Raw genomic sequence first — 24133 nt, forward strand, 5'->3', positions numbered from 1 at the left:
TACGGTTTGGGAGGCGACCATGTGGGACCCGACGACCTACCTGCGCTTCGGCGACGAGCGATCCCGGCCGTTTCGCGACCTTCTCGCCCGGATCCCGGCCGAGCGACCCCGGACGGTGGTCGACCTCGGCTGCGGCCCCGGCCAGCTCACCGCCACCCTCGCCGAGCGCTGGCCGACGAGCCGGGTGTTCGGCGTCGACTCCTCACCCGACATGATCGAGCGGGCCGAGGCCCTCGGCGCGCCTGTCGACTTCGCGGTCGCCGACCTGCGCGACTGGCGTCCGGCCGGCGACGAGGACGTGGTGGTCAGCAACGCGGCGCTGCAGTGGGTCCCCGGTCACCAGGAGTTGCTGTGCCGTTGGGCCGCTGAGCTGCCCGTCGGCGCCTGGCTCGCTATGCAGGTCCCCGGCAACTTCGCCGCCGACTCGCACCGCGCCCTGCGGGAGGTCGCCAACCGGCCGACCTGGCGGGCCGAGGTCGCCCCGCTGCTGCGCGCGGACCCCGTCGACGACCCGGCCGACTACGCGGCGCTGCTGACCGCCGCCGGCTGCGCGGTGGACGCCTGGGAGACTACCTACGTGCACCTGCTGCCGGCTCGACCCGCCGCCGAGCACCCGGTGCTGGCCTGGATGGAGGGCACCGCGCTGCGCCCGGTCCGGGCCGCACTGGACGCCGCCGGCTGGTCCGCCTTCCGGACCGAGCTGGAAGTACGGCTCACCGCGGCGTACCCGGTGCGGCAGGGTCAGGTGTACTTCCCGTTCCGCCGCGTCTTCGTCGTCGCCCGCACCGGCGACCCTGCCCAGGAGAATCCGTGACCGACCTGTCCACCTTCATCGCCGGTCTGCCCAAGGTGGAGCTGCACGTGCACCACGTCGGCTCCGCCTCACCCCGGATCGTCGCCGAGTTGGCCGCCCGCCACGAGGGACGCACCCCCGTACCGGCCGACCCGGACGCCCTCGCCGCCTACTTCGAGTTCCGCGACTTCGCGCACTTCATCGAGGTCTACCTGAGCGTCGTGGACCTCATCCGCGACCCGGAGGACGTCTGGATCCTCACCCACGAGGTGGCCCGGGAGCTGGCCCGCCAACAGGTCCGGTACGCGGAGCTGACCATCACCCCGTACTCGCACGTCCGACGGGGCATTCCCGCGCCGGCGTTCTGTGAGGCCATCGAGGACGCCCGCAAGCGCGCCCTGGCCGACTTCGGCATCGAGCTGCGCTGGTGCTTCGACATCCCCGGCGAGGCTGGCCTGCCGGCAGCCGAGGAGACGCTGCGCATCGCCCTGGACGAGCGCCCGGACGGGCTGGTCAGTTTCGGTCTGGGTGGCCCGGAGATCGGGGTACCCCGACCGCAGTTCCGGCCCTACTTCGACCAGGCCCGCGCCGCCGGGCTGCGCTCGGTGCCGCACGCCGGGGAGACCACCGGGCCGCAGACCGTCTGGGACGCGCTGAACGAGCTGGGCGCCGAGCGGATCGGGCACGGCATCTCCGCCGCGCAGGACCCGCAGCTGCTCGCCTACCTGGCCGAGCGGCAGATCGCGATGGAGATCTGCCCGACGTCCAACGTACGCACCCGGGCGGTGGCCAGCCTCGACGAGCACCCGCTGCCCCGGCTGGTCGAGGCCGGGCTGCTGGTCACCATCAACTCCGACGACCCGCCGATGTTCGGCACGACCCTCAACGACGAGTACGCGGTGGCGGCCCGCCTGCTCGGGGTCGGCGCCGAGGGTCTGGCCGGGCTGGCCCGCAACGCGGTGACGGCGTCCTTCCTCGACCCCGCCGGCCAGCAGCGGATTCTCGCCGAGATCGACGCGTACCTCGCCACCGCCGGCTGAGCTGCCCGGGTGCCGGCTGGGCCGGTCGGTCGAGCAGGGCGCGCGGCGGGAGCGTGGGTGTGGGGGGACCTGTGACTCCCGCCGCGCGCGCGGCTCCACCGGCCGTGGGTGCGTGGTGCGCTCGGCCGGTGGAACTGGTGGGTTCGTGCTCTGATCCTGTCAGCCCGCGGCCGATCCAACGCGGTCGTTAACCGCGATCTAAGGAAGACTTGCGCCGGCGCACAACCCGGGGTTCGGCCGGGTCAGTCGTCGGTGGGGCGCTGGCGGGGCCAGCGACGCCCACTGGCCTTCGGGTCCCGGGCGTCGCGGGCCATCCGACCGACCAGACCGAAGCGGCTGACCTGCCGGGGCGTCGCCTCCGGGTCGGCGAGCAACATCACCACGCTCGCCCCGCCCAACCGGGCCCGGTCGATGCTCACCGAGCCGTTGGCCTGCAACGCCACCCGCTTGGCGATGTCCAGGCCGAGCCCGGTCGAGCCCTGGTCACTGGTGCCTCGGCGCAGTGCCCGGTCCGGGTTGGCGATACCGGGGCCGGCGTCGTCGATCCGGATCGCCACGTAACCGTCGCGCCGGGACACGGCCACCTCGAACGCGGTGCCCTGCGGGGTGTAGCGGAAGACGTTACCGATCACCGCGTCCAGCGCGGCGGCCAGTTCGGCCCGAGGCACCGGCGCCGGGATGCGCAGCTGCGCGCCGTTGACCCGGTGCGGCCGGTTCTGGTCGCCGGCCAGCGCAGCCCAGAACACCATCCGGTCCCGGACCACCTCGCTGACGTCGCACATCGCCGGCCCGGCCTCGAGCGCCACCGTCTTACGGGTGGTCTTGATCAGCACGTCGATCTCACCCTCCAGGGTGACGATCGCCTGCCGGATCCGCCGGATCCCGCGCAGCCGGTCCAACTCCGCCGGGCTGAACGAACCCACGCTGGTGTCGTCGGACTCCAACGCCTCCGCGTCCAACCGCAGCACCGTCAACGGGGTACGCAGACGATGCGACAGGTCGGCCACCAACTCCCGCTCGTCGGTGCGGGCGGCGTCCAGCCGGTCCGCCATCCGGTTGAAGGCGTACCCGGCCTCGGCCAACTCGCGCGGACCGGTCGGCTCGACGCGTACGCCGAGGTCGCCGTCGCCGACGGAGAGCGCGGCCTTGACCAGACCCCGGGTCGAGTCCACCGCGCGGGCGGCGACCCGGTCGACCACCAGCACCGCCGCGCCGGCCATCGCCGCACCGACCGCGAAGAGCAGCAGCCAGGTGCCGCCGGCGCCCTCGCCCAGCGTCGACTCCGGTAGGAACACCTCGACCACGGCCGTCCGGTCACCGAGGACGACCGGGTCGAGCCGGGCCACACCCCCGTCGACGTCGACGACCAACGACTGGCGCTCGGAGCGGGCCCGGTCCAGGTCACTGCCGCTGGCCCGACCGGCGGACTCGTCCAACCCCAACCCGTGCACCACGGGCCGGGTGGGGGCGCCCTCGGCGCTGGCCACCACGGCACGCTCGACGACCGCCGGGTCGGTGCTCACCGCCAGCGCGCCGGTCACCAGCGCGCTGCGGCGTGCCGCGTCGGCGATCGCCTCGTCCCGGCTCTGCTCCCGCAGGCTGAGCCCGAGCGGGATCAGGAACGCGAGCGCGACGAGACTGCACATGCCGGCCGTGAGCAGGGCCAGCGCCGTCCTCAGTCCGGTGCCACCAGCCGGAATCCGACCCCCCGCACGGTGCGCAGGTAACGCGGCTTCGCCGCGGACTCGCCCATCTTTCTGCGGAGCCAGTACAGGTGAACGTCGATGGTCTGATCCTCGCCGACCGATGGCTGCCGCCATACCTCCTCCAAGAGTTCCCGGCGGGACACTACCCGCCCAGGTCGTGCGGCGAGATACGCCAACAGGTCGAATTCCTTGCGGGTCAGCGCCAGCGGCTCCCCGTCGAGCTGGGCGCTGCGCTCGCCCACGTCCACCCGCAGCCCGCCGACGCTGTGCACCGCGGGCTGCACGGACCGACTGGCCCGGCCGGCCCGGCGCAGCACGGTGGTGATCCGCGCGTCAAGGTGTGCCCCGGTGAACGGCTTGACCATGTAGTCGTCGGCGCCGGCGCGTAGCAGCTTGACCACCGACTGCTCGTCGTCGCGGGCGGTGGCGATGATGATCGGAACGTCGGTGATGCCGCGCAGCATCCGCAGCGCGTCCGAGCCGTCCAGGTCGGGCAGGCCGAGGTCGAGCACCACCAGGTCGGGTGTCTCCGCGGCGACCCGACGCAGGGCGTCCAGCGCCGTACCCACGGCGTGCACGGCATGCCCCCGGTCGGTGAGGGACCGCAGCATCGCGCCGCGTACGACGTGATCGTCTTCGACCAGGAGCACGGAGGCCACGACAAGACCGTACTTGGCCTGGCAAGTTGATCGCGTTGCGGCGTGCCTGGCGACCGGGCAAGCTGGTACGACGATGTCGTTCACCCTGTTCGCCGATGCCCGCCTGGCGCTCGCCCGGGACAGCCTCGCCGGTCTCTCCACCGGCGACGCGCTCGGCGCGCAGTACTTCCTGCCGGGGCCGGCGCCCGTGGATCTCGCCGCCGACGCGCTGCCGCCGGCGCCCTGGGAGTGGACCGACGACACCGAGATGGCCTGCTCGGTCCTCGCCCAACTGGCCGACTCCGGCGGCATCGACCGGGACCGGCTGGCCCTCTCCTTCGCCGAGCGGTGTACCGAGCGCCGAGGCTACGGCGCGGGCGCGACGCTGATCCTGGGGCTGATCCGCACCGGCACCCCGTGGCCGCTGGCCGCCGCCTCCGCCTTCGACGGGCAGGGCTCCTGCGGCAACGGCGCGGCGATGCGGGCCGGCCCATTGGGCGCGTACTTCGCCGACTCGACGGCGCGCGCGGCGGCGCAGGCCCGCGCCTCCGCCGAGGTGACGCACGCGCACCCGGAGGGGATCGCCGGCGCGGTCGCCGTCGCCGTCGCCGCCGCACTGGCCGCCCGGGCCCGCCTCGACGGTCACCGGCCGGCCCCGGAGCGGCTGCTCGCCGGCATCGCCGCCGCGCTCGACCCCGGCACCGAGGTGCACCGGGGCGTACACCGGGCCGTCGGCCTGCTCGGCCGGCCGCTGCCCCGGGTGGTGGCGGCGCTCGGCAACGGCTCCCGGGTGACCGCCCAGGACACCGTCGGGTTCACCCTCTGGGTGGCCGCCACCCACCTCGACGACTATCCGGCGGCCATCGAGACGTGCGTACGGGCCGGTGGGGACGTCGACACCACGGCCGCCACCGCCGGAGCCGTGGTGGCGGCGTACACCGGCGTCGGTACGCCGGGCGGGGTGCCCGAGCAGTGGCTGGCCGCCCGCGAGCCGCTACCTACCTGGCTGCCCTGACCGCGCTGTCCTTACCGCCGGGCTGCCCTGACCGCCGGGCTGCCCTGACCGCGCTGTCCTTACCGCCGGGCTGCCCTGACCGCGCTGTCCTTACCGCGCTGCCCTGACCGCCGAGGCTGCCTTGCCGACGATCAACTCGGCTTCCTGCAAATCGGGCTGTCCGCGCGGTTGGGATGTCGCGGTTTCCGGGAACCCGAGTGGATCACCGCGATGCCGCGGAAACAGCGGGCGTCGAGTCGGCGGGCGTCGAATCGGCGGGCTGCGGGTCGGTCGGCGTCGGGTCGGCGGGCTGCGCGGTCTCGGCTGCGCGGCCACGCGTCGCGGCGGGCTTTGCGGTCTTGTCCGCGCGGCCGGTTATCTCGGCCAGGGTCGCGGCCTCGTCGGGCGTCGCGTCGGGCGTGGCGGTCTCGTCCGGGTCGCCGGTCACCTCGGCGAGCGCGGTGGCCTCGTCCGGGTCGCGTCGGCGCCACCGGCTGACCAGCCAGCCGATCGCCGCGCCGCCGCCCAACCCGGCCAGCAGGCCGGCGGCCAGCATCCCGTCGGCGCTACCCTCGTCGGCACCGCCCGACCGGGCCGGCGGCGCGGCGTCCACACCCCTGTCCGGGGCGGCTGGTGCGCCGGCCGCCGGGGCGGCGTGCCCGCCGTGTGCGGCCGGACCCGCCGCGCCGGGCGCCGCCGGCAGCAGGGTGAGGGCCGGGGCCCGGTGCGGACCGGCGGGGTCCGCCCACCGGACCACCGTGCCATCGGCGTACGTCTGGACGACCTCGAAGGTGAGCCGCTCGGCCTGCGGCATCGGCCCCATGGAGAGCGCCAACCGGGCCGGCCCCGGGTCGCTCTCACCGACCCGGACCCAGGTCACCGCGCTGGTCACCGTGCTCACCCCGGAGGAGTGGATGCCGGCCACCGGCTTGTCCAGGGTGCGGGAGCTGATCCGGGGCGCCCAGCCGTTCACCGACATGGGGTAGACCTCGGCGATCGGCGCGTCGGCCGGCAGCCGTACCTCGATCTGCTTGGTCTTCGTGCCGGCCCGCTCCTCCGGAACGGTGAACTCCAGCCGTACCGCGTCGCCCTGCCGGGCCTCCGTCGGGGTGGTCGTCACGTCCGCCGCGTACGCCGTGCCCGGCCAGAGAAGCAGCCCAGCGGCGGTCACCGCGGTCGCCGCCACGATCCGCCGCCGACGGCCACCGCCGTGCGTGCTCGCCATCTCGTGCCCCCATCCGTGTCGACGCGGCCGGCACCGGTTTCCGGCCACACCCTCTAGTTCGGCTGGGAGGCGGGAAAGGTTCAACGTCGGCGGAAGGAAGGTGCCCTTCCCGGTCGGGGGCGGGGCGACCGATAGCATCGGCAGGAGCCGAGGATCGGCACCGTTTCGTATTGCTTGGAGGAGTCACCGTGTCCGCACCCCGTACCCCCGCCGTGGCCGACCCCGTCGTCGTCGCCGCCGGGACCACGGCGGCCGACGCGGTGGCCGCGGCCGGACTGCCCGCGAACGGCCCCAAGGCGATCGTCGTGGTCCGCGACCCGCAGGGCCAGCTGCGCGACCTGGACTGGACGCCGGCCGAGGAGACCGTCGTCGAGCCGGTCAGCCTGGACTCGCCCGACGGGCTCAACGTGCTGCGCCACTCCACCGCGCACGTTCTCGCCCAGGCCGTGCAGGACATCTTCCCCGAGGCCAAGCTGGGCATCGGCCCGCCCATCGAGAACGGCTTCTACTACGACTTCGACGTCGACAAGCCGTTCCAGCCCGATGACCTCAGCAAGCTCGAGAAGCGCATGCAGGAGATCATCAAGTCCGGGCAGCGGTTCCGCCGCCGCCGCTTCGGCAGCCTGGACGAGGCGCGCTCCGAGCTGGCCGACGAGCCGTTCAAGCTGGAGTTGATCGAGGTCAAGGGCGAGGGCCTGGACACCGACGAGGTGATGGAGGTGGGCGGCGGCGAGCTGACCATCTACGACAACCTCGACGCCAAGGAGGACAAGGTCTGCTGGTCGGACCTGTGCCGGGGTCCGCACCTGCCGACCACCCGACTGATCGGCGCGTTCAAGCTGATGCGCTCCGCCGCCGCGTACTGGCGGGGGTCGGAGAAGAACCCCCAACTCCAGCGGGTGTACGGCACCGCGTGGCCGACCCGCGACGAGCTCAAGGCGTACCTCAAGCTGTTGGAGGAGGCCGCCCGGCGCGACCACCGCAAGCTCGGCGCGGACCTCGACCTGTTCAGCTTCCCCGACGAGATCGGCTCCGGCCTGGCGGTCTTCCACCCCAAGGGCGGCATCATCCGCCGCGAGATGGAGCACTACTCCCGCCAGCGGCACGAGGCGGCGGGGTACGAGTTCGTCAACACCCCGCACATCACCAAGGCGCAACTGTTCCAGACCTCCGGTCACCTGCCGTACTACGCGGACACCATGTTCCCGCCCATGCAGTTGGAGGGCGCGGACTACTACCTCAAGGCGATGAACTGCCCGATGCACAACCTGATCTTCAGGGCGCGCGGGCGGTCGTACCGGGAACTGCCGCTGCGGATGTTCGAGTTCGGCACGGTCTACCGGTACGAGAAGTCCGGCGTGGTGCACGGCCTGACCCGGGTCCGGGGCCTGACCCAGGACGACTCGCACATCTACTGCACCCGCGAGCAGATGGCCGGCGAGCTGTCCACGCTGCTCAGCTTCGTGCTGGACCTGCTGCGCGACTACGGCCTCGACGACTTCTACCTGGAGCTGTCGACCCGGGACGACTCACCCAAGTTCATCGGCGCCGACGAGGACTGGGCCGAGGCCACCGAGGCGCTGCGGACCGCCGCCGGGACCTCCGGCCTGGAACTGGTGCCCGACCCGGGTGGCGCGGCGTTCTACGGGCCGAAGATCTCGGTGCAGGCGCGCGACGCGATCGGCCGGACCTGGCAGATGTCCACGATCCAGATCGACTTCAACCAGCCGGAGCGGTTCGGTCTTGAGTACCAGGCCGCCGACGGCAGCCGGCAGCGGCCCGTGATGATCCACCGGGCGCTGTTCGGCTCGATCGAACGGTTCTTCGGGCTGCTCACCGAGCACTACGCGGGCGCGTTCCCGGCCTGGCTGGCACCGGTGCAGGTGGTCGGCATCCCGATCCGTGAGGACCACACCGACTACCTGCATGGCTTCGTCGCGGCGCTGCGCGCCGAGGGCATCCGGGCCCAGGTGGACGCGGGTGACGACCGGATGCAGAAGAAGATCCGGACGGCTCAGCAGCAGAAGATCCCGTTCATGGTGATCGCCGGTGACGACGACGTGGCGGCCGGCACGGTCTCCTTCCGCTACCGCGACGGCTCCCAGCGCAACGGGGTGCCGATCGCCGAGGCGGTGACCCACGTGCTGGACGTGGTCAGCTCACGGACCAACATCGGCCCCTCCGCCGCCCCCGAGTAGCGAGACCACCGCACGGGCCGCGTGCCGCCCGTCGCGGCCCGCAGCCGCCCGCCCGCTGCCCGTCGCGGCCCGCGAGCCGCCCGCCCGCCGCATGATCGTGCTCGATCCAGGAAGTAGTGGCCTCCCCGGTCTGGGAGGCCACTACTTCCATGTTCGAGCGCGATCTTCGCCCGGAGGCCGGCGCCCGGAGGCCGGCGGGTCGGGGGAGGCGGCGGGTCGGGGGAGGCGTTGCCGGGTGTCAGATGCCGCAGTTGGGCGCTGACCAGCCTCCGACGGCCGCCACGTGGGTGTGGTCGTTGTGGTCCGGGTAGCCGGGGCCGAGGATCTGCCCGAAGCCGTGGTTGCGGGCCTGCTGTGCCAGCCGGCAGAACGACGGGGAGCCGACCAGGTCCACCCCGTCGCCGTACAGGTGTCGGCTGTTCGACGCTCCGCCGACCGCGCTGTTGCAGGCGTAGCTGCGGAAGCTGCTGCTGATCGCGATGGCCACGTCGCCGAGGGCGTGCCGCATGGCCTGGAGCTTCCACATGGAGACGAGCGCGTTGAACCGGGCGGTGCTCGCCGAGACCGCGCCGCCGGACCAGTCGCTGTTGCACTTGTTCAGCTCGGCGTAGCTGAAGTTGGCCGGGGTGCAGTCGTCGTCCTGGAGGGCGTAGAGCCGGTTGAACGTCTGTGGGCCGGCGATGCCGTCGGCGGGCAGCCCGTACGCCTGCTGGAAGCGGATCACCGCCGATCGGGTGGCCGGGCCGTACGCGCCGTCGAGGGTGAGCACCGCGCCGTAGCCGGGGTAGCCGGCGACCCGGATCTGGAGTTGCCGGACGTCCTCACCGGAGGCCCCCTGGGACAGGGTGCGTCCCCAGGTGTAGCAGCCGTCCGCCTGGGCCGCGGCGGCAGTGAGGGTGACGCCGGCCACTGTGGTGGCGGCGGTCAGCGCAACTGCCGCGAGGAACCTGCCGAGCCGTCGGAACATGTAGCCCTCCATCAATTCATGGAAGTACGTGGATGCATGGAAGTTTCAGGCCTTGGCATTAATCCGTCAAGAACTTGCAGTGCCGGGTTTCCTGACGGGCGGGTGTCGCGGCGTGTCCACGGGGCTCCGTAGGATCGGCTCGTGACAGGGGCGGAACGGCACACGGACATCGACGGCATGGCTGACGGCCTGGAGCGGCTCTGGACGCCGCACCGGATGACCTACATCTCCGGCGAGGACCGCCCGGCCGAGGGCTACGAGAAGCCGACCGGCTGCCCCTTCTGCCGAGGGCCGAAGCTGCCCCCGGAGGAGAGCCTGGTGGTGGCCCGGGGCGAGCACGTGTTCGTGGTGCTCAACCTCTACCCGTACAACCCGGGGCACCTGCTGGTCTGCCCCTACCGGCACGTCGCCGACTACACCGACCTGGACGTGCCGGAGACCACCGAGCTGGCGACGTACACCCAGACCGCCATGCGGGTGATCCGCAAGGTCAGCAACGCCCACGGCTTCAACCTGGGCATGAACCAGGGCGGGGTGGCCGGCACCGGCATCGCCGCGCACCTGCACCAGCACGTGGTGCCGCGCTGGGGCGGCGACTCGAACTTCATGCCGGTCATCGGCCGTACCAAGATCCTGCCGCAGCTGCTCGGCGACACCCGCGACCTGCTCGCCCGCGCCTGGCCGTCCTGACCGCCGCCGGCCGCGCCGCCGGCCCCGCGGCGTTCGCACCGGTCCGGCTAGTCGGCGCGCAGCAGCGGGGTCAGCTCCGACCAACTCTCCACCCGGTGTACGCGGGGCAGCAGCGCGGCGTGTGCGGCGACCTCGGCCCGGCGGGGCCGGAACAGGAAGCGGTACGGCACCGAGTCGAGGTAGCCAAGCACCTCCAGCCTGTCGTCCACGAAGTGGGTCAGGCCGAGGCGTCGAGCGACCGGCGCCTTGTCTGCTCGGGTGCGGCAGAAGTGCACCCGCTCGACGGGGATGCCGGTGCGCGCCGGGAAGTCGTGGTGGGCCAGCCACTCCCGGGTACGCCGCTCGGTGGCCTCACCGCACTTGGACACCAGGTGCACCTCGTCGAACGCCGGGCCGATCGCCGCGAGCGCGTCGAACGCCCCGACGACGGCCGGGGTACGCAGATAGTGCGCGCCGAAGAACGACGTGTCCGCGTCGTCGTCGGCCGGCTCGATGATCACTCCGCCGATGTCCACACCGAGCCGTCGCATGGCGTTGATCATGCCGCACCGTGACCGTCTCCGTGCACCCGCGTGGCCACCCGGCGGATCTCCTGCGCCCCGGCCCGTCGGAGGTGGCACGATCGGCCGATGGCAGTCACGACACGGACGTTGGGGCGCAGCGGCATCGAGGTCAGCGCCCTCGGCATGGGGTGCTGGGCGATCAGCGGGCCCTGGGCGGAGGGCAGCCAGCCGCTGGGCTGGGGCGCGGTCGACGACGACGAGTCGGTGCGGGCGGTACGGCGGGCGCTCGATCTGGGCATCACCCTCTTCGACACCGCCGACACGTACGGGGCCGGGCACGGTGAGCGGGTGCTCGGTCGCGCGCTCGCCGGTCGCCGCGACGACGCCGTGATCGCCACCAAGTGGGGTTACACCTTCGACGAGGCCGCTCGGCAGGCCACCGGCGAGGACGCGTCGCCCGCGTACCTGCGCAGTGCCGTGACCGCCTCGCTGCGCCGGCTCGACACCGACCGGATCGACCTCTACCAGCTGCACCTGGCCGACCTGCCGGTGCCGAGGGCGCAGGCGCTGATCGGGACCTGCGAGGACCTGGTGGCCGAGGGCCTGATCCGCGCGTACGGGTGGAGCACCGACCGCCCCGACCGGGCCGCCGCGTTCGGCCACTCCGCCGCCGGTGCCACCGCCGTGCAACACACCCTGTCGGTGCTACGCGACGCCCCTGAGCTGCTCGCCGTCTGTGACAAGTACGACCTGGCCAGCGTCAACCGGGGTCCACTCGGGATGGGGCTGCTCACCGGCAAGTACTCGGCCACCTCGACACTGCCCCGCGACGACGTACGCGGGCTTGCCCCGGGCTGGTTGGAGTGGTTCCGGGGTGGCCGGCCGGCACCGGAGTGGCTGCGCCGGGTCGGCGCGGTCCGTGCCGCGCTCACCGCCGACGGACGTACCCTCGCCCAGGGCGCGCTGGGCTGGATCTGGGCCCGCAGCGGTCGCACCATCCCGATCCCGGGCTGCCGTACGGTCGCCCAGGTCGAGGAGAACGCCGCCGCGCTGCACCGGGGGCCGCTGCCGGCGGACCAGTTCGTCGAGGTGGAGCGTCAGCTCGCCGCCGTCCGGACGGCTGCCCTCCGCGACGCCGACCGCCCCCACCGGCCCCACCCCACCCACCCCACAGTCCACCCGTAACCAAACCCCACGCGCCGCGCGCTCCCGCGAGGCGCGCTCGAGCCGCCCCAGCCCGCGCCGATCTTGCACTTCCTGCGGGGACTTATGCCGCGACAGCGACATAAGGACGACAGCAAGTGCAAGATCGCGGGCGGGGATGAGGGGCGGGGCGGGGGTTACGGGGTGTGTTTCTTGCGGGCCTGGTCGGCCAGGTGGGCGGGCATCGGGTCGTGGCGCACGAAGTGGCGGCGGAAGGTGCCGGTGCCGGCCGTCATGGAGCGCAGCTCCACGGCGTACCGAAGTAGTTCGGTGGCCGGCACCTCGGCGCGGACGAGGGTGCGGCCCTCGGTGTCCGGGTCCGGTTCGGTGCCGAGCACCCGGCCACGCCGGCCGGACAGGTCGCCCATCACCGTGCCCACCGAGCCGTCGGGGACCCGGATGGTGACCTCGTCGATCGGCTCCAGCAGGGCCGGCTGGCCACGCTCGGCGGCGTCGCGCAGTGCCAACGCGCCGGCGGTCTGGAAGGCCGCGTCGGAGGAGTCGACGCTGTGCGACTTGCCGTCGACCAGGGTCACCCGCAGGTCCACCACCGGGTGGCCGGCGACCAGCCCGCGCTCCAGTTGGGCGCGGACGCCCTTCTCCACGGACGGGACGTAGTTGTGCGGCACCGCGCCGCCGACCACCCGGTCGACGAACTCGAAGCCACCGCCGCGGGGTAGCGGCTCGACCTCGATGTCGCAGACCGCGTACTGGCCGTGGCCGCCGGACTGCTTGACGTGACGGCCGTGCCCCTTCGCGGGCACGGTCAGGGTCTCGCGCAGCGACACCTTGACCGGCTCGGTGTCCAGTTCGACGCCGCCGGCGCGCAGCCGGTCGAGCACCACGTCCGCGTGTGCCTCGCCCATGCACCAGAGCACCAGCTGGTGGGTCTCCGGGTTGCGCTCCAGCCGCAGCGTGGGGTCACCGGCGACCAGGCGGGCGAGGTTGCGGGCCAGGGCGTCCTCGTCGGCGCGGCTCCGGGCGACGATCGCCACCGGCAGCAGTGGCTCCGGCATCTCCCAGGGGGCGATCAGCAGCGGGTCGTCCCGGGTCGAGATGGTGTCGCCGGTCTCGGCGCTGCCCGACTTGGTGATCGCGCAGATGTCGCCGGCCACGCAGAGCGGCACCTCCCGCAGGGTGGCGCCCAGCGGGGTGTAGATGTGCCCGACCCGCTCGTCGGCGTCGTGGTCGGGGTGCCCGCGTTCGGCCATGCCGTGGCCGGAGACGTGCATGGTCTGGTCGGGGCGCAGCGTGCCGGAGAAGACCCGGACCAGCGAGACCCGGCCGACGTGGCGGTCGACGGTGGTCTTGACGACCTCGGCGACGAGCGGCCCGGCCGGGTCGCAGGTCAGCGGCGGACGCGGCGAGCCGTCCACGCCGGTCACCGCCGGCAACTCGTGCTCCAGCGGCGACGGGAACGCGGCGGTCAGCACCTCCAACAGCACGTCCAGCCCGACACCGGTCTCGGCGCAGACCGGCACCACCGGGTAGAAGTGGCCCCGGGCGACGGCCTTCTCCAGGTCGTCGATGAGCACCTCGGTGCTGATCTCCTCGCCGTCGAGGTAGCGGTCCATGAGGGTCTCGTCCTCGCTCTCGGCGATGATCCCCTCGATCAGCTCGTCGCGGGACTCGTCGATGGCCCGCTGGTGCTCCGGGTCCGGGTCGCGCACGTCGGCGGGCAGCCCGGCGCTGTAGTCGAAGACCCGGCGGGTGATCAGGCCGAGCAGACCCTCGGTGGACACTCCGTCATCGCCGAGCATCGGCAGGTAGAGCGGCATCACGTTGTCGCCGAAGAGGCGCTGGCAGAGCGCCACCGTCTCGTCGACGTCGGCGCGGGGCTGGTCCAGTCGGGCCACCGCGACGGCGCGGGGCATGTCGACGGCGGCGCACTCCTCCCACAGCGCGACGGTGGCCGCGTCCATGCCGCCGGCGGCGGAGACCACGAAGAGCGCGGCGTCGGCGGCCCGCAGCCCGGCGCGCAGCTCGCCGACGAAGTCGGCGTACCCGGGGGTGTCCAGCAGGTTGACCTTGATGCCGTTGTGCAGCAGCGGCGCGCAGGACAGGCTGACCGAGCGCTGCTGGCGTACGGCGGCGGGGTCGTGGTCGCCGACCGTGGTGCCGTCGACCACGGAGCCGGCGCGGCCGATCGTGCCGGTCGCCGCGAGCAGCGCCTCGACCAGGGTGGTCTTGCCCGCCCCGGAGTGCCCGACGAGCACCACGTTGCGAACCCGCTCGGGCTCGGTCACCACCGGCGTGCCGCCGGTGAAACCCTTCTCTTGACTCTTCTGCGCCATGGGGCGCACCTCCCTCAGCCGGTGGTGGTGGCGACCGCCGCGCGACGGGAAGCGGCCCGGGGCGAGTGCGCGGCGATATCCTCCGGTGGTCTGCTGCACAGCGGGAACGGGACGGGCGGACGGGTGAGCTGGCTCACCTTCCGGCTCGATCTCACACCCGTTGCCGGATAGGCACAAGCCTCCCCCGGGCGGGTCGGCGGTACCGTCCGTATCGCCGGAGCTGGGCGGACCGTTATCGTGGGGACCGCCATGGCGAAGATCTTCCAAGTGTCGGCCCGCGCGGGGATGACCCGCGTCGTCGAGCCGATTGCCCGCGCCCTGCTGCGCGCGGGCGTCACCCCCAATGCCGTCACCGTCGCGGGCACCGTTGGTGTGCTCGTCGGCGCGCTCGGCTTCGGTGCTCGCGGCCATCTGGTCGCGGGCGCGTTGATCGTCACCCTGTTCGCGCTCACCGACCTGCTCGACGGGACGATGGCCCGGATGAGCGGCGGCTCCACCAGGTTCGGGGCGTTCCTCGACTCAAGCATGGACCGGGTCGCCGACAGCGCCGTCTTCGGCGCGGTCGCGTACTGGCTGGCCACCCAGGGCGACCACTCCGGAGTGGCCGCCGCGTTGGTCTGTCTGGCCGCCGGCAGCCTCGTCTCCTACGTCAAGGCCCGCGCCGAGGGGCTCGGCATGACCTGCAACGTGGGCATCGCCGAGCGCACCGAGCGGCTGCTGATCGTCGGGGTCGGCGGGATCCTCACCGGTGTCGGTGTCGACCCGGCGCTGGAGATCGCGCTCTGGCTCCTCGCCGCCGTGTCGATCTTCACGGTGGGGCAGCGGATGACGCACGTCTACCGCCAGGCCCAGCAGCTCCAGCCGGACGGCCAGGCGTGAGCGGCGTGCCGGCGACCTGGCGTCGGACGACCGGCGGCCGAGTCGCGTGAACCTCACCGAGCTGGGCTACATCGCCGGGTGGCGGGTGGTCCGCGCGCTACCCCGGCCGTTGGTGGCGGCGGCGTTCCAGGCGGGCGCGGACCGCGCCCACCGCGCCGGCGGCGGGGGTACGGCCCGACTGCGCGCCAACCTGCGCCGGGTGGTCGGCCCGGAGCTACCCGACGCCGAGTTGGACGATCTCGTCAAGCGCGGGTTGCGCTCGTACGCCCGGTACTGGATGGAGGCGTTCCGGCTGCCCGCCCTGAGCCGGTCGCAGATCCTGTCCAATTTCCGGCTCGACGGCGCCGAGTTGCTCGCCGCCGACGTGGCCGCCGGTCGGGGCGCGGTGGTGGCCCTGCCGCACGCCGGCAACTGGGATGCCGCGGGCGCCTGGGTGGCGGCCACCGGTTGGCCGATCACCACGGTCATGGAGCGGCTCAAGCCGGAGGGCGTGTACAAGCGTTTCATGGCCTTCCGGGCGAGTCTGGGGATGGAGATCCTGCCGACCCACGGGGGGCCGCGTCCGGCTTTCGACGTGCTGCTGGACCGGCTGCGGGCCGGTGCGGTGGTGCCGTTGCTGGCCGACCGGGACCTCTCCGCCCGGGGGGTGGAGGTGGACTTCTTCGGTGGGAAGACCCGGATGCCCGCCGGGCCGGCGTTGCTCGCGCTGCACACCGGTGCGCCGCTCTACGTGGCCTCGCTGTGGTACGAACCGGATGCCGCCTGTGCGTCGCTGGCTGGTCCGTTGCCGGTGCCGGGGCCCGAGGTGGGGCCGCTGGACCAGCGGGTCCGGTCGCTGACCCAGCTGATCGCCGACCGTCTGGCGGCCGGTATCGCCCGGCATCCGGAAGACTGGCACATGTTGCAGCGGATGTGGCTGGACCAGGCGAGGTCGGGGGAGGGCGCGGCGCTGCCCTCGTCGGCCTCCGGCCCGGCCTGAGGAGGTGGGCACGTTGAGGTGGTGTCCCGCAGCCGCGGACGGGGGGCGCTGACGCATGCGGATCGGCATCGTGTGCCCGTACTCCTTCGACGTGCCCGGTGGGGTGCAGAACCACGTCATGGACCTCGCCGAGGCGCTGATCGCGCTCGGCCACGAGGTCAGCGTGCTCGCGCCGGCCGACGAGGATTCACCGCTGCCGGAGTACGTGGTGTCCGCCGGACGTGCCGTTCCGCTGCCGTACAACGGTTCGGTGGCCCGGATCGCGTTCGGCCCGGTGTCCACCGCCCGGGTGCGGCGGTGGATCACCAACGGCGACTTCGACGTGCTGCACGTGCACGAGCCACTGACGCTGAGTCTGTCGCTGTTGGCCGTACTCTCCGCCCGTGGCCCGGTGGTGGCCACGTTCCACACCGCGATGACCCGTTCGCGGGTCCTCGCCGCCGCCCAGGGTGTGCTCCAGATCGTGCTGGAGCGGATCACGGCCCGGATCGCGGTGAGCGCGTTGGCCCGCAAGGTGCAGGTCGAGCACATGGACGGCGGCGCGGTGGAGATTCCCAACGGGGTGGCGGTGGCCAAGTTCGCCGACGCCGAGCCCTTGCCGGGCTGGCCGGGGGAGTGCGCGACGGGCACCGGCGGCACGCTCGGCTTCCTGGGCCGGTTCACCGAGGCCCGCAAGGGTTTCCCGGTGCTGCGCGACGCGTTCGTGGCGTTGGCCGCCACCCGGCCCGGTCTGCGGTTGCTCGTCGCCGGCCCGGGTGACCCCGACGACCTGTTCGACCAGTTCCCCGTCGAACTGCACGAGCGGATCACGTTCCTCGGCCTGGTCAGCGAAGCCGACAAGGCGCGCATGCTGCGCAGTGTGCACCTCTACGTCGCCCCGAACACCGGCGGCGAGTCGTTCGGCATGATCCTCACCGAGGCCCTCGCCGCGGGTACGACGGTCGTCGCCAGTGACCTGGACGCGTTCCGGAGGGTGCTCGACGGTGGGCGGGCCGGTCGGCTCTTCCCCACGGGTGACCCGGTGGGGCTGCGTGCGGTGCTCAGCGAGCTGCTGGACGACCCGGCCGGGCGGGCCACGCTGAGTGCCTGCGGTGATCAGGTGGTCGCGAATTTCGACTGGCCGGTGGTTGCCCGCCGCGTTCTGGAGGTATACGCAGCGGCGATCGAGGCAACCGACGGGCGGGTCATCGACCAGGAATGGGTGGGGCTGGGCTGAGCCGGTGTGACGGATGGTGCGGTGCTGACCGGTGGGACCGGTCCGGCCGCGCCCAATCGGACGAAACGGAGCAGCACTACGATGCCGCACATGTGGTGGGTGGTGGCCGCGAGCGTGGTCGTGGGGCTGGTCGCGGCGTACCTCATCTGGACCGCCGGCCGGGTCGAACGGCTGCAGGGCCGCGCGGAACTGGCGGCCCGGGCCCTCGACGCCCACCTGCTGCGCCGCGCGGCGGCAGCCGCAGTCCTGGCTGAGCGCCGTTTCGGCGTCGAGCTGTACGCGGCGGCCCGGATCGCCCTGGACGCCAGCCCGGACGAGCGGGAGGCGGCGGAGAACGACCTGACCCGACAGTTGCGCGGCGTCCAGTTGGACCCGGGCGACCCGGACTGCGCGGCGGTCATCGCCGCCAGTCGTCGGCTCGCGCTGTCCCGGCAGGTGCACACCGACCTGGTCCGGGACGCCCGCTCGGCGCGCAGCCGGCCGCTGGTGCGCCTGTTGCGGATGGGGCGGGGTCGGGATTGGCCACGCTACTTCGACATCGACGACCCGACCCTCGTCGTGCCGGCGGACGTCCCCGCGGCCTGACCTCCGACGGTCGCCGGCTGCTCCCCGGCGGGCACAGGGCGGGCCGGTGACCAGGGCCACAGTGCAGGCCACCGGGGGTCTGATTGGCTGTCGGTACGGCGTTGCACCGCGCGTAGCATTTTCGCTGCCACCCCCAGAGCACGTCCAAGGAGCGATGACCCGTGCCCGAGAACACCGCGTCGAACACCGGTACCGCCCCCGTCGTCGGCACCGCCCGCGTAAAGCGTGGCATGGCCGAGATGCTCAAGGGCGGCGTGATCATGGATGTCGTCAACGCCGAGCAGGCCAAGATCGCCGAGGACGCCGGCGCCGTCGCGGTGATGGCCTTGGAGCGGGTGCCCGCCGACATCCGCGCGCAGGGCGGGGTGTCCCGGATGAGCGACCCCGACATGATCGACGGGATCATCGAGGCGGTCTCCATCCCGGTGATGGCCAAGGCCCGCATCGGCCACTTCGTGGAGGCGCGGATCCTCCAGTCGCTCGGCGTGGACTACGTCGACGAGTCCGAGGTGCTGACCCCGGCCGACTACGCGAACCACATCGACAAGTGGGCGTTCACCGTGCCCTTCGTCTGTGGCGCGACGAACCTGGGCGAGGCGCTGCGCCGGATCACCGAGGGCGCGGCGATGATCCGCTCGAAGGGCGAGGCGGGCACCGGTGACGTCTCCAACGCCACCACCCACATGCGGAAGATCCGCCAGGAGATCCGCCGGCTGGCCTCGCTGCCGGCCGACGAGCTGTACGTCGCGGCCAAGGAGCTGCAGGCCCCGTACGAGCTGGTCAAGGAGGTCGCCGAGAGCGGCAAGCTGCCGGTGGTGCTGTTCACCGCGGGCGGGATCGCCACTCCGGCCGACGCGGCGATGATGATGCAGCTCGGCGCGGAGGGTGTCTTCGTCGGTTCCGGCATCTTCAAGGCGGGCAACCCGGCTCAGCGGGCCGCCGCGATCGTCAAGGCGACCACCTTCCACGACGACCCGGACGTGCTGGCCAAGGTGTCCCGGGGTCTCGGCGAGGCGATGGTCGGCATCAACGTCGACGAGATCCCGCAGCCGCACCGCCTGGCCGAGCGCGGTTGGTGAGCGCGAGGAGTGAGCCGCTCTTGCGAGCCCCGCAGTCGCGAGGGAACGAAAGGTTGGTGAGCGCGAGGAGTGAGCCGCTCTTGCGAGCCCCGCAGTCGCGAGGGAAGGAAAGATTGGTGAGCGCTCTGTCCGGCGGCGTGACGCGGAGAGGGACGGTGCGACCGTGACGGCACCCGTGATCGGCGTCCTCGCGCTCCAGGGCGACGTCCGCGAGCACGTGGCGGCGCTTGCCGCGGCGGGCGCGGACGCCCGCCCGGTCCGCCGTCCGGCGGAGCTGGACGCGGTCGACGGCCTGGTCATCCCCGGTGGGGAGTCCACCACCATGAGCAAGCTCGCCGACATCTTCGAGATGCGCGAGCCGATCGACAAGCGGATCGCCGACGGTATGCCGGTCTACGGCTCCTGCGCCGGGATGATCATGTTGGCGACCGAGGTGCTCGACGGCCGACCCGATCAGCGCGGGTTCTCCGGCATCGACATGACCGTCCGGCGCAACGCGTTCGGCCGGCAGGTCGACTCGTTCGAGGCGCCGGTGACGGTCGCCGGGGTGCCGGGCGAGCCGTTCCACGCGGTGTTCATCCGCGCGCCCTGGGTGGAGCGGGTCGGTGCCGGTGTCCAGGTCATCGGGGTGGTGACCGGGGGGCCGGCCGCCGACCGGATCGTGGCGGTCCGACAGGGCAACCTGCTGGCCACCTCGTTCCACCCGGAGCTGACCGGTGACCTGCGGGTGCACGCGTACTTCGTGGACCTGGTCCGCGCCACGTCCTGAACGGCGGGTGACCGCCTCGGGCTGTCCATGATGTTCGCCGCGGTCGTGGCCGGGGGTTTTCGCCCCGTCTGCCCTGCTCCGTCGGGGCCGGGTGGCCGTGCCGCGCGCGGTGGATGACAGCGACCGGGGGGACGTCGGTAGGATTGCGGAGATTCGGCAGGGCCATCTGCCCGCCACGGCTTCCACCAGAGCTGACCGGCACCTCCGCGTGCGCCGGCGGGAGCGGGGCGTGAGCGGTGCGGTCGATGCAGACGGCGGGTAGCAACGGAGGTAGAAGATGTCCGGCCACTCAAAGTGGGCGACGACCAAGCACAAGAAGGCCGTCATCGACGCCAAGCGCGGCAAGATGTTCGCCAAGCTGATCAAGAACGTCGAGGTGGCCGCGCGGATCGGCGGCGGTGACCCGACCGGTAACCCGACGCTCTTCGACGCCATTCAGAAGGCGAAGAAGAGCTCGGTGCCGAACGACAACATCGATCGCGCCGTCAAGCGCGGCTCCGGCCTGGAGGCCGGCGGCGCCGACTGGCAGACGATCATGTATGAGGGGTACGGCCCGAGCGGCGTGGCCATGCTCATCGAGTGCCTCACCGACAACCGCAACCGCGCGGCGACAGAGGTACGCACCGCGCTGACCCGCAACGGCGGCTCGCTCGCCGACGCCGGCTCGGTGTCGTACATGTTCTCCCGCAAGGGCGTGGTGATCGTCCCCAAGGAGGGCACCAGCGAGGACGACGTGATGCTGGCCGTCCTGGACGCCGGCGCCGAGGAGGTCAACGACATCGGCGAGGCGTACGAGGTGGTTTCCGAGCCGACCGACCTGATCCCGGTGCGGACGGCGTTGCAGGACGCCGGCATCGAGTACGAGTCGGCCGAGTCCTCGCTGATCCCCAGCGTCAACGTGCCGCTGGACGAAGAGGGCGCCCGCAAGATCTTCAAGCTGATCGACGTCTTGGAAGACTGCGACGACGTTCAGAACGTCTACGCCAACTTCGACATCAGCGACGACGTGATGGCGGCGGTCGACGCCTGACCCCCGCCACGTCCCCGCCGCCCCGCCGCGATCTTGCACTTTCTGACCCGACAGACCGGGTCACTCATGGCATATCGTCAACAGAACGTGCAAGATCGCGGCGGGGTTGGGTTGGGTTGGGCGCGGCGGACGCGGAGGTGTCGCAGTGGTGGTGGAGCGGTTCGGGCTTGGGGACACCGTCGTACGCCGTGAGGTGCTGCGCGGCGAGGTCTGGTTCGGCTGCCCGACGATCTGCGTCGAGGACTCGCCCGACCTGCTCGCCCTCTACCTTCCACCGGGAGCCGAGTTCGGCTTCCCGGAGACCGGCGTCTTCCCGTGCGGACGGCACCCGTGGGAGACCGCCGGGCACCGCGCCTGGTCCGGGCACGGCAAGCTGATGCTGCAACGCCCCGGTGAGGCGCACTCGATCGACGTGTTCTGGACCGGGCCGGGCCGCGACTTCGCCGGCTGGTACTTCAACCTCCAGGACCCGGTGCGGCGTACGCCGATCGGGGTGGACACCCTGGACCACGAGCTGGACCTGTGGTGGGCCGCGGACGCCGAACGGTACGTCTGGAAGGACGTCGAGATGTTCGCCCAGCGCCTCGTCGAGGGGCGCTACCCGGGCATGGGGGACGCCATCCAGGCCGAGGGCGACCGGATCGCCGCCCTGCTCGACGGCGGTGAGCGCTGGTGGGACCGGGCGTGGGCCACCTGGCGGCCCGACCCCGCCTGGACGGCGCCTCCGCTGCCGGCCGGCTGGGATCGGGTGCCACCCGCGCGTTGAGCCGCAACGCCGGTCCGGCCGACCGGCCGGTCAGCCTGCCGGTCGGGGGTCGACCAGGAACAGCTGGTCCGCCCCGTTGGTGCACGGCTCGACCAGCGCCTCGGCCGACACCTCGGTGTCATCGTTGCGGAGCCCCACGCACAGGCCGGTGCCGCTCGGCCTGATCCGGTACGAGGTCGGTGCGGGTACGGTCGGCTCGAAGCGGAACAGCTGCGACGAGTTGCTGTCGCTGCACTTCGTGAAGGGTTCGAGCAGGTTCCGACCGGGATCCTCGCTGCGGATGGTGAGGCAGCCCGGCCCGTGCACCGGGTGGCTCCACTTGATGAAGTACAGCCCGCCGGCCGCCGGCTCCAGGTAGGTGTCCGGTGGGGTGGCGTCCACGCAGGGACGCTGGACCGCCACCTCGTGCGGGTACTGCCCGGTGCGCTCGCGCCCCTCGGTGAGGCACAGTTGCGGGTTGCGGGCGGGGTGGATCCGGCTCAGCCGCGCGTCCGGCCCGATCGTCGGGCTGGCGTCCGCCTCGGGGCTGGCGTCACCGTCCGGGCTGGCGCTCTCCCCCGAGGGGACGCCGGAAACCGCCGGGGTCGGGCCGCCGCGCTGACCCGTCTGCTGTGTGTCGTCGGGTCGCTGAACCCAGGCGACCACGCCGACCACGGCCAGCAGCACCCCGACGACGAGAAACGCCAGCGGTGCGCGTCGGGCGAACCACCGCGCCCGTGCCGGTGCGGCACGTTCCACCACCGCCGGCGGCGCCGCGTCGGCCGGCGAACCGTCCGCTGCGCCGCCGTCGGCCGGCTGGTCCGACACGGGCGACATCGGCGCGTACGCGTTCACCGCGATCCGGTGTCGCGCCCGTAGCCACGTCTCGACCTGGTCCTCCGCGCCGCACGCCCGAACGAACGCGGCCACCACCTCGGGTCGCGGCAGTGTGGACCGGCGCAGGATGTCGGCCGCGGTGCTGCGGGCCAGCACGTCACCCGCCGACGCGGCACGCTGCTCCAGTTGCCGGTAGGTGAGCCCCGAGCGGTCCTTGAGCTGGCGCAGCATCTCGACGAACCCGGCCGGGTCGGACGCGTCGTCCGGGCGTAGCTCCCCCGTGGTCATTGCCCGATTCTCCAGACATTGCGGACGCGGGGGCAAGTCGGGTCCCAGCGACTGTCCGAGGTGGTCGGACAGGATCCGGACATGGCGCCCTGAGCTGCCCGGACAGCGCACCCCGGCGACCAGGGCATTGTCCTCGTCCGCCGGCTTATCTAGCGTCGACGCTCGATGGCCGCGCCGTTGGGCGGGTGCGGCCGTCGGGCTCGGACCGGAACCGGTCCGAGCCCGACCAGATCGACGAAACGGGGAGAATCGATGGATGACGCTACCCGGGATCCGGTGCCGCAGGCGGCCACGGCGGGGGAGTACGTCGCGTTGCTGCGGGACGTGCGGAGGTGCTCGGGCCTGACCTACCGGGAGATCTCCCGGCGCGCCTCGGCGGCCGGGCACTGGTTGCCGGCGAGCACGCTCGCCACGATGCTGGGGCGGATCACCCTGCCCCGGGAGCGCACCGTGGTGGCGATGTTGGCGGCCTGCGAGGTGCCCGACATCGAACGGTGGGTGGGGATGCGGCGGGACATCGAGGCCCACCTCAGCGAGCGGGACCGGTGGGAGACTTCGGCGTCGCAGGCCACCGTGACGCCCGCCGCCAGCCAGCCCTCGGCGGCGGAGCCGGTCCCGCCCGCTGGCCCTGCCCCGTCGGCGGCGCCCATCCCGCCCGCCGAGCCGACGTTGCCCGTCGACCCGACCCCGTCGGCCGACGCGCCTCCGTCCGCCGGCCCCGTCCGGTCCGACGAGCTGACAGCGTCGGTCAGGCCGGTCCTGCCGGAGCGGTCGCGACCCGAGGCGCCCCGGTCGGCCCGTCGCCGCCTCCGGCTGGCGGTGCTCGCCGTGCTCGCGGTGCTGACGATCGGCGCGACCGGCACGCTGCTGCCGAAGTTCACCGCCACGGCGGGTAGCTCGTCGACCGACGGTTGCCCGCTGGTCCTGCGCGAGGGGATGTACGGCCCGTGCGTGCTGGACCTCCAGGAACGGTTGGTGGCCCGCGGACTGAACGTGCCGGTGGACGGCTGGTTCGGCCCGGGCACCACCAGTGGGTTGATCGCCTTCCAGGCCCTGGGCAGCCTGCCGGTCAGCGGCACCGCCGACGGGCAGGTGCTCGACGAGTTGGCGAGCCAGCCGACGGTGCCCGCGGCCTGGCCGGAGGACCGGATCGGCAAGTACCTGCGGCGCACCTTCCCGGAGGATCCGAGTGGGGCGGTGGAGATGGCCCGGTGTCTGTCCGAGTTGGACCCGTACCGGGTGGTGGTCGCCGCGGACGGTTCGCGGCGCTGGGGGCTGTTCCAGTTCACCGACAGCGAGTTGTCCCGGTTCGGCGTCGACCCCCGGACGGCGCTGGACCCGTACTGGAACATCCGGACGGCACGCAACGTCTGGTCGCTCACCAGCGGTTTCGGCCACTGGCAGTGCGCGCCGTCGCCATCGCTGTGACCCCGGTGCGGTGCGGTCATCGAAAGCCCCTCGTCCGGAACCGGCGA

The 24133-nt window shown here is 72.7% G+C and carries 22 protein-coding genes; 15 read left to right on the forward strand and 7 right to left on the reverse strand.

Annotation, left to right across the window (positions count from 1 at the left end; translation table 11 throughout):
• Positions 1-19: 19 nt before the first annotated feature.
• Together ACIBD9_RS12130 and ACIBD9_RS12135 are read left to right on the forward strand one after the other, a co-directional pair.
• Complete coding sequence (locus ACIBD9_RS12130; RefSeq protein ID WP_396716921.1) at positions 20-814, forward strand: trans-aconitate 2-methyltransferase; 795 nt, start codon at positions 20-22, stop codon at positions 812-814.
• A complete protein-coding gene (locus ACIBD9_RS12135; protein WP_387175479.1) occupies positions 811-1833 on the forward strand; it encodes an adenosine deaminase in 1023 nt (340 codons plus the stop codon). The genes ACIBD9_RS12130 and ACIBD9_RS12135 overlap by 4 nt, the downstream gene beginning before the upstream one ends.
• Positions 1834-2075: 242 nt before the next feature.
• Here the strand turns inward: ACIBD9_RS12135 and ACIBD9_RS12140 are convergent, their stop codons facing one another.
• Positions 2076-3479 (reverse strand): HAMP domain-containing sensor histidine kinase, encoded by a 1404-nt coding sequence (locus tag ACIBD9_RS12140; protein ID WP_238661396.1) that lies wholly within the window; start codon positions 3477-3479, stop codon positions 2076-2078.
• Between the two features lie 29 nt (positions 3480-3508).
• Positions 3509-4198: a response regulator transcription factor gene (locus ACIBD9_RS12145; RefSeq protein ID WP_091401712.1), complete on the reverse strand. Its 690-nt coding sequence runs from the start codon at positions 4196-4198 to the stop codon at positions 3509-3511.
• Between the two features lie 73 nt (positions 4199-4271).
• Here ACIBD9_RS12145 and ACIBD9_RS12150 point away from each other — a divergent pair, with 73 nt between their 5' ends.
• Entirely contained in the window at positions 4272-5192 is a 921-nt protein-coding gene (locus ACIBD9_RS12150; protein WP_396716923.1) for an ADP-ribosylglycohydrolase family protein, read from the forward strand.
• Between the two features lie 202 nt (positions 5193-5394).
• Here the strand turns inward: ACIBD9_RS12150 and ACIBD9_RS12155 are convergent, their stop codons facing one another.
• A complete protein-coding gene (locus ACIBD9_RS12155) occupies positions 5395-6396 on the reverse strand; it encodes a DUF1775 domain-containing protein (protein ID WP_396716925.1) in 1002 nt (333 codons plus the stop codon).
• Between the two features lie 188 nt (positions 6397-6584).
• Between ACIBD9_RS12155 and thrS the strand changes: the two genes are divergently transcribed.
• Complete coding sequence (thrS, locus tag ACIBD9_RS12160; protein ID WP_396716927.1) at positions 6585-8594, forward strand: threonine--tRNA ligase; 2010 nt, start codon at positions 6585-6587, stop codon at positions 8592-8594.
• A 238-nt stretch (positions 8595-8832) separates the two neighbouring features.
• On the opposite strand, the gene ACIBD9_RS12165 is transcribed toward thrS, so the two are convergent.
• Positions 8833-9573 carry a D-Ala-D-Ala carboxypeptidase family metallohydrolase gene (locus tag ACIBD9_RS12165; protein WP_396716929.1) on the reverse strand — a complete coding sequence of 247 codons (741 nt, stop codon included), beginning with the start codon at positions 9571-9573 and terminating at the stop codon, positions 8833-8835.
• A 165-nt stretch (positions 9574-9738) separates the two neighbouring features.
• On the opposite strand from ACIBD9_RS12165, the gene ACIBD9_RS12170 reads away from it, so the two are divergent.
• Complete coding sequence (locus ACIBD9_RS12170; RefSeq protein ID WP_396717183.1) at positions 9739-10251, forward strand: HIT family protein; 513 nt, start codon at positions 9739-9741, stop codon at positions 10249-10251.
• A gap of 47 nt (positions 10252-10298) precedes the next feature.
• On the opposite strand, the gene ACIBD9_RS12175 is transcribed toward ACIBD9_RS12170, so the two are convergent.
• A complete protein-coding gene (locus ACIBD9_RS12175) occupies positions 10299-10781 on the reverse strand; it encodes a hypothetical protein (RefSeq protein ID WP_396716931.1) in 483 nt (160 codons plus the stop codon).
• A 99-nt stretch (positions 10782-10880) separates the two neighbouring features.
• On the opposite strand from ACIBD9_RS12175, the gene ACIBD9_RS12180 reads away from it, so the two are divergent.
• Positions 10881-11939, forward strand: a complete 1059-nt coding sequence (locus tag ACIBD9_RS12180) for an aldo/keto reductase (RefSeq protein WP_396716933.1) — start codon at positions 10881-10883, stop codon at positions 11937-11939.
• Between the two features lie 155 nt (positions 11940-12094).
• On the opposite strand, the gene ACIBD9_RS12185 is transcribed toward ACIBD9_RS12180, so the two are convergent.
• Positions 12095-14251, reverse strand: a complete 2157-nt coding sequence (locus ACIBD9_RS12185; protein ID WP_396716935.1) for an elongation factor G-like protein EF-G2 — start codon at positions 14249-14251, stop codon at positions 12095-12097.
• 249 nt (positions 14252-14500) lie between these two features.
• Here ACIBD9_RS12185 and pgsA point away from each other — a divergent pair, with 249 nt between their 5' ends.
• From pgsA to ACIBD9_RS12225, 8 genes are all read left to right on the forward strand, one after another.
• Positions 14501-15130 carry a phosphatidylinositol phosphate synthase gene (pgsA, locus tag ACIBD9_RS12190; RefSeq protein ID WP_396716937.1) on the forward strand — a complete coding sequence of 210 codons (630 nt, stop codon included), beginning with the start codon at positions 14501-14503 and terminating at the stop codon, positions 15128-15130.
• A gap of 46 nt (positions 15131-15176) precedes the next feature.
• Positions 15177-16109 (forward strand): phosphatidylinositol mannoside acyltransferase, encoded by a 933-nt coding sequence (locus ACIBD9_RS12195; RefSeq protein WP_396716939.1) that lies wholly within the window; start codon positions 15177-15179, stop codon positions 16107-16109.
• A gap of 55 nt (positions 16110-16164) precedes the next feature.
• Positions 16165-17325 (forward strand): glycosyltransferase family 4 protein, encoded by a 1161-nt coding sequence (locus ACIBD9_RS12200; RefSeq protein WP_396716941.1) that lies wholly within the window; start codon positions 16165-16167, stop codon positions 17323-17325.
• Between the two features lie 81 nt (positions 17326-17406).
• Positions 17407-17910 carry a hypothetical protein gene (locus ACIBD9_RS12205; protein WP_396716943.1) on the forward strand — a complete coding sequence of 168 codons (504 nt, stop codon included), beginning with the start codon at positions 17407-17409 and terminating at the stop codon, positions 17908-17910.
• Positions 17911-18071: 161 nt separating this feature from the next.
• Positions 18072-18989 (forward strand): pyridoxal 5'-phosphate synthase lyase subunit PdxS, encoded by a 918-nt coding sequence (gene pdxS / locus ACIBD9_RS12210; protein ID WP_396716945.1) that lies wholly within the window; start codon positions 18072-18074, stop codon positions 18987-18989.
• A gap of 163 nt (positions 18990-19152) precedes the next feature.
• Positions 19153-19758, forward strand: coding sequence for a pyridoxal 5'-phosphate synthase glutaminase subunit PdxT (gene pdxT / locus ACIBD9_RS12215; RefSeq protein WP_396716947.1), 606 nt, complete (start codon positions 19153-19155; stop codon positions 19756-19758).
• Between the two features lie 277 nt (positions 19759-20035).
• Positions 20036-20788 (forward strand): YebC/PmpR family DNA-binding transcriptional regulator, encoded by a 753-nt coding sequence (locus tag ACIBD9_RS12220; protein ID WP_238656964.1) that lies wholly within the window; start codon positions 20036-20038, stop codon positions 20786-20788.
• Positions 20789-20933: 145 nt separating this feature from the next.
• Positions 20934-21554 (forward strand): DUF402 domain-containing protein, encoded by a 621-nt coding sequence (locus tag ACIBD9_RS12225; RefSeq protein ID WP_396716949.1) that lies wholly within the window; start codon positions 20934-20936, stop codon positions 21552-21554.
• Positions 21555-21584: 30 nt separating this feature from the next.
• Here the strand turns inward: ACIBD9_RS12225 and ACIBD9_RS12230 are convergent, their stop codons facing one another.
• Entirely contained in the window at positions 21585-22658 is a 1074-nt protein-coding gene (locus ACIBD9_RS12230; RefSeq protein WP_396716951.1) for a helix-turn-helix domain-containing protein, read from the reverse strand.
• A gap of 252 nt (positions 22659-22910) precedes the next feature.
• Here ACIBD9_RS12230 and ACIBD9_RS12235 point away from each other — a divergent pair, with 252 nt between their 5' ends.
• Positions 22911-24086, forward strand: coding sequence for a peptidoglycan-binding protein (locus ACIBD9_RS12235; protein WP_396716953.1), 1176 nt, complete (start codon positions 22911-22913; stop codon positions 24084-24086).
• Positions 24087-24133 lie beyond the last annotated feature (47 nt).

The organism is Micromonospora sp. NPDC050784, assembly GCF_044456765.1.
Classification (GTDB): Bacteria; Actinomycetota; Actinomycetes; order Mycobacteriales; family Micromonosporaceae; genus Micromonospora; species Micromonospora foliorum.

What these genes read in the sequence shown, in the direction of transcription:
- ACIBD9_RS12175 (WP_396716931.1), bottom strand. Translation starts at nt 10,781, where the DNA reads ATGCGACGGCTCGGTGTGGACATCGGCGGAGTGATCATCGAGCCGGCC.
- ACIBD9_RS12155 (WP_396716925.1), bottom strand. Translation starts at nt 6,396, where the DNA reads ATGGCGAGCACGCACGGCGGTGGCCGTCGGCGGCGGATCGTGGCGGCG.
- ACIBD9_RS12185 (WP_396716935.1), bottom strand. Translation starts at nt 14,251, where the DNA reads ATGGCGCAGAAGAGTCAAGAGAAGGGTTTCACCGGCGGCACGCCGGTG.
- ACIBD9_RS12130 (WP_396716921.1), top strand. Translation starts at nt 20, where the DNA reads ATGTGGGACCCGACGACCTACCTGCGCTTCGGCGACGAGCGATCCCGG.
- ACIBD9_RS12150 (WP_396716923.1), top strand. Translation starts at nt 4,272, where the DNA reads ATGTCGTTCACCCTGTTCGCCGATGCCCGCCTGGCGCTCGCCCGGGAC.
- ACIBD9_RS12180 (WP_396716933.1), top strand. Translation starts at nt 10,881, where the DNA reads ATGGCAGTCACGACACGGACGTTGGGGCGCAGCGGCATCGAGGTCAGC.
- ACIBD9_RS12165 (WP_396716929.1), bottom strand. Translation starts at nt 9,573, where the DNA reads ATGGAGGGCTACATGTTCCGACGGCTCGGCAGGTTCCTCGCGGCAGTT.
- ACIBD9_RS12230 (WP_396716951.1), bottom strand. Translation starts at nt 22,658, where the DNA reads ATGACCACGGGGGAGCTACGCCCGGACGACGCGTCCGACCCGGCCGGG.
- pgsA (WP_396716937.1), top strand. Translation starts at nt 14,501, where the DNA reads ATGGCGAAGATCTTCCAAGTGTCGGCCCGCGCGGGGATGACCCGCGTC.
- ACIBD9_RS12200 (WP_396716941.1), top strand. Translation starts at nt 16,165, where the DNA reads ATGCGGATCGGCATCGTGTGCCCGTACTCCTTCGACGTGCCCGGTGGG.
- ACIBD9_RS12140 (WP_238661396.1), bottom strand. Translation starts at nt 3,479, where the DNA reads ATGTGCAGTCTCGTCGCGCTCGCGTTCCTGATCCCGCTCGGGCTCAGC.
- ACIBD9_RS12220 (WP_238656964.1), top strand. Translation starts at nt 20,036, where the DNA reads ATGTCCGGCCACTCAAAGTGGGCGACGACCAAGCACAAGAAGGCCGTC.
- ACIBD9_RS12170 (WP_396717183.1), top strand. Translation starts at nt 9,739, where the DNA reads ATGGCTGACGGCCTGGAGCGGCTCTGGACGCCGCACCGGATGACCTAC.
- ACIBD9_RS12235 (WP_396716953.1), top strand. Translation starts at nt 22,911, where the DNA reads ATGGATGACGCTACCCGGGATCCGGTGCCGCAGGCGGCCACGGCGGGG.
- ACIBD9_RS12205 (WP_396716943.1), top strand. Translation starts at nt 17,407, where the DNA reads ATGCCGCACATGTGGTGGGTGGTGGCCGCGAGCGTGGTCGTGGGGCTG.